The organism is Streptomyces sp. TRM70350 (genome assembly GCF_019219825.1).
Taxonomy (GTDB): domain Bacteria; phylum Actinomycetota; class Actinomycetes; order Streptomycetales; family Streptomycetaceae; genus Streptomyces.
This window is the reverse complement of record NZ_JAHUXH010000051.1, coordinates 21,332-28,180: the sequence shown is the minus strand read 5'-3', so window position 1 is coordinate 28,180 and position 6,849 is coordinate 21,332. Positions and strand designations below refer to the sequence as shown.

General features: G+C 73.2%; 6 protein-coding genes. 3 read left to right on the top strand and 3 right to left on the bottom strand.

The features are described 5' to 3' along the window. From KWI83_RS36405 to KWI83_RS36395, 3 genes are all read left to right on the top strand, one after another. On the top strand, positions 1-1,902 hold a 1,902-nt coding region (locus tag KWI83_RS36405; RefSeq protein WP_218518650.1), incomplete at its 5' end, for an alpha/beta fold hydrolase. A gap of 75 nt (positions 1,903-1,977) precedes the next feature. Continuing rightward, on the top strand, positions 1,978-2,217 hold the full coding sequence (locus KWI83_RS36400; RefSeq protein ID WP_218518649.1) for an MbtH family protein: 240 nt from the start codon (positions 1,978-1,980) through the stop codon (positions 2,215-2,217). Beyond that, positions 2,214-3,545 (top strand): enoyl-CoA hydratase/isomerase family protein, encoded by a 1,332-nt coding sequence (locus tag KWI83_RS36395; RefSeq protein WP_218518648.1) that lies wholly within the window; start codon positions 2,214-2,216, stop codon positions 3,543-3,545. Before KWI83_RS36400 ends, KWI83_RS36395 begins: the two co-directional genes overlap by 4 nt. A 100-nt stretch (positions 3,546-3,645) precedes the next feature. Here KWI83_RS36395 and KWI83_RS36390 read toward each other — a convergent pair whose 3' ends face one another. From KWI83_RS36390 to KWI83_RS36380, 3 genes are all read right to left on the bottom strand, one after another. Then, positions 3,646-3,831, bottom strand: a complete 186-nt coding sequence (locus tag KWI83_RS36390) for a tautomerase family protein (RefSeq protein WP_095748043.1) — start codon at positions 3,829-3,831, stop codon at positions 3,646-3,648. Between the two features lie 68 nt (positions 3,832-3,899). Beyond that, positions 3,900-5,159 carry a DegT/DnrJ/EryC1/StrS family aminotransferase gene (locus KWI83_RS36385; RefSeq protein WP_218518647.1) on the bottom strand — a complete coding sequence of 420 codons (1,260 nt, stop codon included), beginning with the start codon at positions 5,157-5,159 and terminating at the stop codon, positions 3,900-3,902. A gap of 3 nt (positions 5,160-5,162) precedes the next feature. Next, positions 5,163-6,791, bottom strand: a complete 1,629-nt coding sequence (locus tag KWI83_RS36380; protein ID WP_218518646.1) for a (2,3-dihydroxybenzoyl)adenylate synthase — start codon at positions 6,789-6,791, stop codon at positions 5,163-5,165. Positions 6,792-6,849 lie beyond the last annotated feature (58 nt).

Sequence of the window (6,849 nt, the reverse complement as noted above, 5' to 3'; positions counted from 1 at the left end):
TTCGCCGCCTCCGTCGCCCTGCACCGTGCGGACGCCTCGACGAGCCTGTCCGACCTGCGCACGGCCGTCGAACGCGAGGTGCTGCTGGAGAACGAACTCCTGCTCGCACCCGACTTCTTCGCCACGCTGCACACCGAGATCGACGCCGTCACCGCCGTCGACGTGGGCCTGAAACGCTCCGTCCACCACAACGAACTGAGCGCCTACCGCTACGACGTCGTCCTGCACACCGACCCCGCCGCCGCCTCGGACGTGCCGCCCGCCCGCACCCTGCGCTGGGGCCACGACGTCCACGACCTGACGGGGCTGGCCGAACACCTCGCCCACGCACCCGACGGCCCACTGACCGTCACCGGCGTATCCGACCGGCGCGTCGCCGCCCCGCTCGCCGCCGTCACCGCCCTCGACAACGGCAGCGACCCCGAGGTGGTCCTCGGCCGGCTGCGCGGAGCGCTCCCCACAAACCTGCCCGACCCGGAGGACCTCCACCGCCTCGCCGACCGTCTCGGCCTGCGGGCGGCGCTGGTGCCCGCACCGGGCCAGACGGGACGGTACGACGTCACGTTCACCCCCGCCCCACGGGCCGGCGCCGGCCAGGCCGCCGCGCTGGGCCGCTACCGGCCCACGGCCGAGGCCGCGGCGTTCCCGGTGTGGGCCCACGCCGGACATCCGCGCCGCGCGGACGACCACGCCGCGCTGATCGCCCGCATCCGCGCCCACCTCACCGAGCGGCTCCCCGAGTACATGGTTCCCAGCCACTTCACCGTGCTGGACCGGCTGCCGCTGACCCTGAACGGCAAGGTCGACCACCGTGCCCTGCCCGACCCCGGACTCCGCGAGAGCCGCGGGGGCCGGCCGCCCGGCTCCGTGCCGGAGGACCTGCTGTGCCGGCTCTTCGCCGAGGTACTGGGCCGGGAGTCGGTCGGCGTCGACGACGACTTCTTCGCGCTCGGCGGGCACTCGCTGCTCGCCGCCCGGCTCATCAACCGGGTCCGGGCCACCTTCGGCACGGAGCTCGCCGTACGCACCATGTTCGAGGCGCCCACCGTCGCCCGGCTGGCCGCCCGGCTCGGGGTGTCCGACGGTTCCGACGCCTTCGAGGTGATGCTGCCGCTGCGGCACGGCGGCGACCGCGCCCCGCTGTTCTGTCTCCACCCGGCCGGCGGCATCAGCTGGGTGTACTCCGGATTGCTGCGCTCCCTCGACCACCGCAGGCCGGTGTACGGCGTCCAGGCGCGCGGCCTGAGCGAGCCGGGCGGCACCCCGCACAGCATCGCCGAACTCGCCACGGACTACGCCGAACGGATCCGGCAGGTGCAGCCCGCCGGCCCCTACCACCTGCTCGGCTGGTCCCTGGGCGGTCTGCTCGCCCACGCGGTCGCCGTCCGCCTGGAGGCCCAGGGCGAGAAGGTCGCCACCCTCGCCCTGCTGGACGCCTACCCCGACATCGAACGTCCCGCCGACGCCGACCACCGGCAGGGCGACGACGCCATGACGCGCGGCATCCACCAGGTGCTGCTCGCCGAGGCCGGGATCGACCCGCGGCACGCGGCCGACCGGGACCTGGGCCGGGACGAGGTCGTCGCCCTGCTCAAGGAGGGCAGCACCGCACTGGCCGGCCTCATGGACGAGGACCGGGTCGAGGCCTTCACCGACGTCTTCGTCCGGTGCAGCCGCATGATGTTCGACCCGCCGCTGGGCACCGTCCAGAGCGACGTGCTGTTCTTCGCGGCCACCGCCGGCCGCGTCGACGGGGCGCCCCCCGCCGAGCGCTGGGAGCGGTACACGACCGGACGGGTCGTGGTGCACGACATCCCCTGCGAGCACGCCGAGATGGTCCGCGCCGACCCCGTCCGGCGCATCGGCGAGATCCTCGCCGACCACCTCGGCGACACCCCCTGACCGGCCCGCGACCCGCTGCAGGACCGCGATCCGAGACACCGATCCGAGACCCCGACCCAGGAGGAGGAACACACCATGACCAACCCGTTCGAGGACCCGGAGGGCCGCTTCCTCGTGCTCGTCAACGACGAGGGGCAGTACTCCCTGTGGCCGGTCTTCGCCGACGTGCCCGACGGCTGGACGGTCGCCCACGAGGAGGACGACCGGGCCTCCTGCCTGGAGTGGATCGAACACACCTGGACCGACATGCGGCCCAGGAGCCTCGCCGCCCGCATGGACGGCACGCCGCCGGTCCCGGGCGCCCGCACCGAATGAGTGAGGAGACCGTGGCGCACGCCCCCGGCACCGCGCGCTCCGCCCTGGAACAGGACGCCCGGGCCCTCACGGCGCAACTCGCCGGGGTACGCACGCACCTGGACCGGCTGCCGCAGCGCCCCGACCGCTCAGCCGCCCAGCAGCACACCGCGCGACGCCTGCTGGCCGAAGCACGCGCCGCCCGGGAGGAGTTCCTCGGCCGCCACGTCCGCGAGGTCTACGCCACGCTCACCGAAGGCCTCGGCCGCGTACCGCGCGTGGCCGAACTGCTCGCGGCGGCCGCCCGGCACTACCCGGGCCTCGTCCCCGCCGAGGCCGACCTGGCCGCCGACCGGGCCCGGGAGCAGCGCGCCAAGGAGGGCTGGGAGATCGACCAGGGCATCTTCGTCGCCCACGTGCTCGGCGACCGCCCCAGCGGACGCCACCTGCTGCACGCCATGACCCGGCCGCGGCAGCGGGCCCTGCGGCTGCTCGACGAGTTCCACCAGCGGGACGCGGTCGACCTCGGCCCGGTCGCCGTCCACCACAAGAACGGCGTCGGACACGTCACCTTCCAGAACCACCGCTACCTCAACGCCGAGGACGACGCGTCCAACCAGGCCCTGGAGATCGCCGTCGACCTCGTGCTGCTCGACGACCGCATCGACGTCGGAGTGCTGCGCGGCGGGACCGCCACCCACCCCAAGTGGGCCGGCCGCCGCGTCTTCGGCGCCGGCATCAACCTCACCCACCTCAGACAGGGCCGCATCTCCCTGGTCGACTTCTTCCTCGACCGGGAGCTCTGCGCGGTCAACAAGATGTACCGCGGTCACTCCGGCGCCTTCACCGGCGAGGCCGAACCGCGCAGCGCCCGGGAGAAGCCGTGGATCGCCACCGTCGACGCCTTCGCCATCGGCGGGGGCTGCCAGTTCCTGCTGGTCATGGACCACGTGGTGGCGCAGAAGGAGGCATACGTCAACCTGCCCGCCGGACGCGAGGGCATCATCCCCGGCTGCGGAGTGCTGCGGCTGCCCCGCTTCGTCGGTGAGCAACTGGCCCGGCAGGCCGTCCTGTTCAACCGGGACATCCCCGTGGACAGCCCGGAGGGCCGCATGATCGTCTCCGAGGCGTTGCCCGCGGCGGAGCTCGACGCCGCGACGGACCGGGCCGTCGAGGGGCTGCGCGCCATGGGCACGACCAGCGTGCTGGCCAACCGGCGTGCCCTGCGGATGTCGGTGGAACCGCAGGACGCCTTCCGCCGGTACATGGCCAACTACGCCCGTGAGCAGGGCTACTGCGCCCACAGCCAGGCCGTAACCGACAACCTGGACCGCACCTGGGCGCGGTGACGCCTGCCGGGACCCGCAGGGGTGCGGAAAAGCCGGACGCCCGGTGCCGTGACGGCACCGGGCGTCCGGCGTTCTCTGCTCGGTTTGCGCGATCGGCCGGTCAGGCCCCGGGCCGCCCGCCGATGCCCCAGCGGCTGCGGGGCACCTCCTGGAGCGTCACCCAGGTCTGCTCCCGCGCGCTCTCGCCCAGCACCCGGCCGACCGCGTCGGTCAGCGCGGCGATCAGCTCCGCGTCGGTGCCGTCCTTGAGCCGTCCCTCGTACAGCTTGACCTCGATCAGTGGCATGCTCGGTCCCTTTCGGTGACTCGTCGACTCGGGAGGGGGGCGCCGGCGTCCCGTGGCGCCGTCGTGCGTCAGCCGGCCGTCAGCGAGGCCAGCGCGTCGTCCAGCGCCCACACGAGGTGGTCGACCTGGGCGTCGGTCAGACCCGGATGGCAGGGCAGGTTGACGTGCTCGCCGAACCAGAGCCGCTCGGCGACCGGGCACTCGCCCGCGTCGTGTCCGCGGGCCCGCCACTCGGGCGTCAGATGCATCGGGAAGTACCGCAGTTCCACTTCGACACCGCGCTCGTCCAGACCGCGCACCAGCTTCTCGCGCACGCCCTGCCGCTCGGTGACGAAGAACGTGTACAGGTGGTAGGCGTGCTCCAGCCCCGCACCCGGGCGCGGCACCCGGCACTGCGGATGGCGCTCCAGCACCGCGTCCAGCCGCGCCGCGATGGCCCGGCGGCGGGCCACCAGCTCCTCCAGCCGCTTCAGTTGCACCAGCCCCACCGCGCACGCGGCCTCCGAGAGCGTCGCGTTGGTCCCGGGGCGCCGCACACCCTCGCAGAGGGTGCGGTAGACCGACGAGGAGTACTTCATCCACGGCAGCAGGTCGGGCACGCCGTCCGCGGGCTCGGGCAGGCCGGTGTACAGCCCGTCGGGCTCGTTGGACCTCAGCCGGTCCAGCCGCGGTGCCCACTCCTCCCGGTCGAAGGTGATCATGCCGCCCTCACCGAGGGACGTGATGTTCTTGGAGGAGTGGAAGCTGAAGCATCCCAGATCGCCGAGCGACCCCGGTCGGCGGCCCCGGTAGCTGCTGCCGAGCGCGTGCGCACAGTCCTCGACGACCGTGATGCCACGCTCCCGGGCCAGCGCCATGACGCGGTCCATGTCCGCCGGCCACCCCCCGTAGTGCACCAGCACGATGGCCCGGGTGCGGTCGGTGACCAGCTCCGCCAGCCGGACCGGGTCGACGTTGAGCGAGTCGGGGTCGACATCGCAGAACCGCACCCGGGCGGGCGAGCCGAGCAGCGGCTGCACGGTCGCCTGGTAGGTCTGCGGGGTGGCGACGACCTCGTCCCCCTCCCGGAGATCCAGCAGGTGCAGGGCGAGTTCCAGCGCCACCGTGCCGCTGGTCACCGACAGCGCGTAGCGCGTCCCCACATGCCGGGCGAACCGCTCCTCGAACCGCTCCCGTTGCTCGCCGGAGGACAGCGCGGCCCGGGAGGAGAGCAGGGCGGCCAGCGCCTCGGTCTCCTCCCGGCCCAGCACACTGCCCCGGCTCGCCGCCGGCACCGCGTACGACCCGGCCGTCCGGCCCCGTGCCGTCGACCGCGTGGCCTGCCGCACGGCTCACCCCCTTGACTCGCCGACGTCGGCCCGCAGCCGTTTCTTGTCCACCTTGTTCAGACCGGTCAGCGGGAAGGAGTCCAGCAGGACCAGCCGCTCCGGCAGCTTGAAGTCGGCCACGCCGCGGGAGGACAGGAAGGTCTTCAGTTCCTTCAGGCTCGGCGCCCCGTCCGCCGCCGGGATCACGCAGGCGCACACCCGCTCGCCCAGCACGGGGTCGGTGACCGGGATCACCGCGGCCTGCCGGACCCGGGGGTGGGCGCTGACGTGGCGTTCCACCTCGGTCGCGGAGACCTTGTCCCCGCCCCGCACGATGACGTCCTTCACCCTGCCCTCGACGACCACCCCGCCTTGCCCGGTCATGCGCACCAGATCGCCGGTGCGGTAGAAGCCGTCCTCGTCGAAGGCCGTGGCGTTGTGCTCGGGAGCCCGGTAGTAGCCGCGCAGGGTGTACGGGCCGCGGGTGAGCAGCTCGCCCGTCTCGCCCACCGGCACCGGGCGACCCTGCGGGTCGACGACGCGGAGCTCGTCCTCGGGGGAGATCGGCCGGCCCTGGGTCGTCACGACCGTCTCGGGGTCGTCCGTGCTCCTGGTCATGCACAACAGCCCCTCGGCCATGCCGAACACCTGTTGTAGCGCACAGTCGAACGACGGCTCGATCCGGCGCGCGACCTCCGGGTGCAGTTTCGCGCTGCCGATCTGGAGCGTGCGCAGACTGGACAGGTCGCGGTCGATCCACTCGCGCCCGTCCAGCCACATGTGGGCGATCGTCGGCACCACGGAGGTCAGCGTGACCCGCTCCGCCTCGATCAGGGCGAAGCACTCCTCCGGGTCGGTGCCGCTCGCCAGCACGACCCGGCCGCCGGCGCCCAGCACACCCAGGACGCCGGGGCAGCCCCAGGTGAAGTTGAACGGCAGCGGCAGCACCGCGAGATACACGCACGTCTCGTCGACGCCGCAGATCTCCGCGCTGACCCGGGTCTGGTACGCGTAGTCGTCGTGGGTACGGGGGATGAGCTTCGGCAGCGCGGTGGTGCCGCCGGACAGCAGGAAGAACGCGACGTCGTGCGGCTCCGGCCCGTCCTCGGGGCCCCCCGCGTCCGCCGGGCCGTCCTGCGGGGCGGACAGTGCGGCGAACGGCGTGTACGGGCCCGGGTCGCCGACCACGAACACCTCCCGCACCGAAGGCACCTCGGCCTTGACCGTGCCGGCGAGCGTGCGGTAGTCGAAGCCGTGGTGGGTGTCGGGCACGACGTAGGCGACGGCCTCGGCGTGCCGGCACAGGTAGGTGATCTCGTTCGCGCGGTGGGCGGGCAGGGAGAAGACGGGCAGCGCCCCCAGGCGGTACAGGGCGAAGCACAGCACCACGAACTCGCAGGCGTTGGGCAACTGGACCACGACCCGGTCGTCGCGGGCGATCCCACGGGCGCGCAGGCCCGCGGCGACGCGGTCCACCCAGGCGTCCAACTCCCGGTAGGTCACCCTCCGTTCGCCCGAGACCAGCGCCACCCTGTCCCGGTACTCCACGGCCCAGCGCCGCAGTTCGTCCCCCAGCGTCCGCCCCTCCCACAGGCCGAGCTTCCGGTACCTGTCGGCCGTCTCCCGCGGCCAGTCGACGCATCCTTCGAGCACAGCGACTCCTTAGACGACGAATCGTGCGGTGCGGGAGTGAATTCACGGAAGCGATATC

Excerpts from the sequence above, each read along its gene's own strand:
- KWI83_RS36400 (WP_218518649.1), top strand. The coding sequence starts at position 1,978 with ATGACCAACCCGTTCGAGGACCCGGAGGGCCGCTTCCTCGTGCTCGTC.
- KWI83_RS36390 (WP_095748043.1), bottom strand. The coding sequence starts at position 3,831 with ATGCCACTGATCGAGGTCAAGCTGTACGAGGGACGGCTCAAGGACGGC.
- KWI83_RS36395 (WP_218518648.1), top strand. The coding sequence starts at position 2,214 with ATGAGTGAGGAGACCGTGGCGCACGCCCCCGGCACCGCGCGCTCCGCC.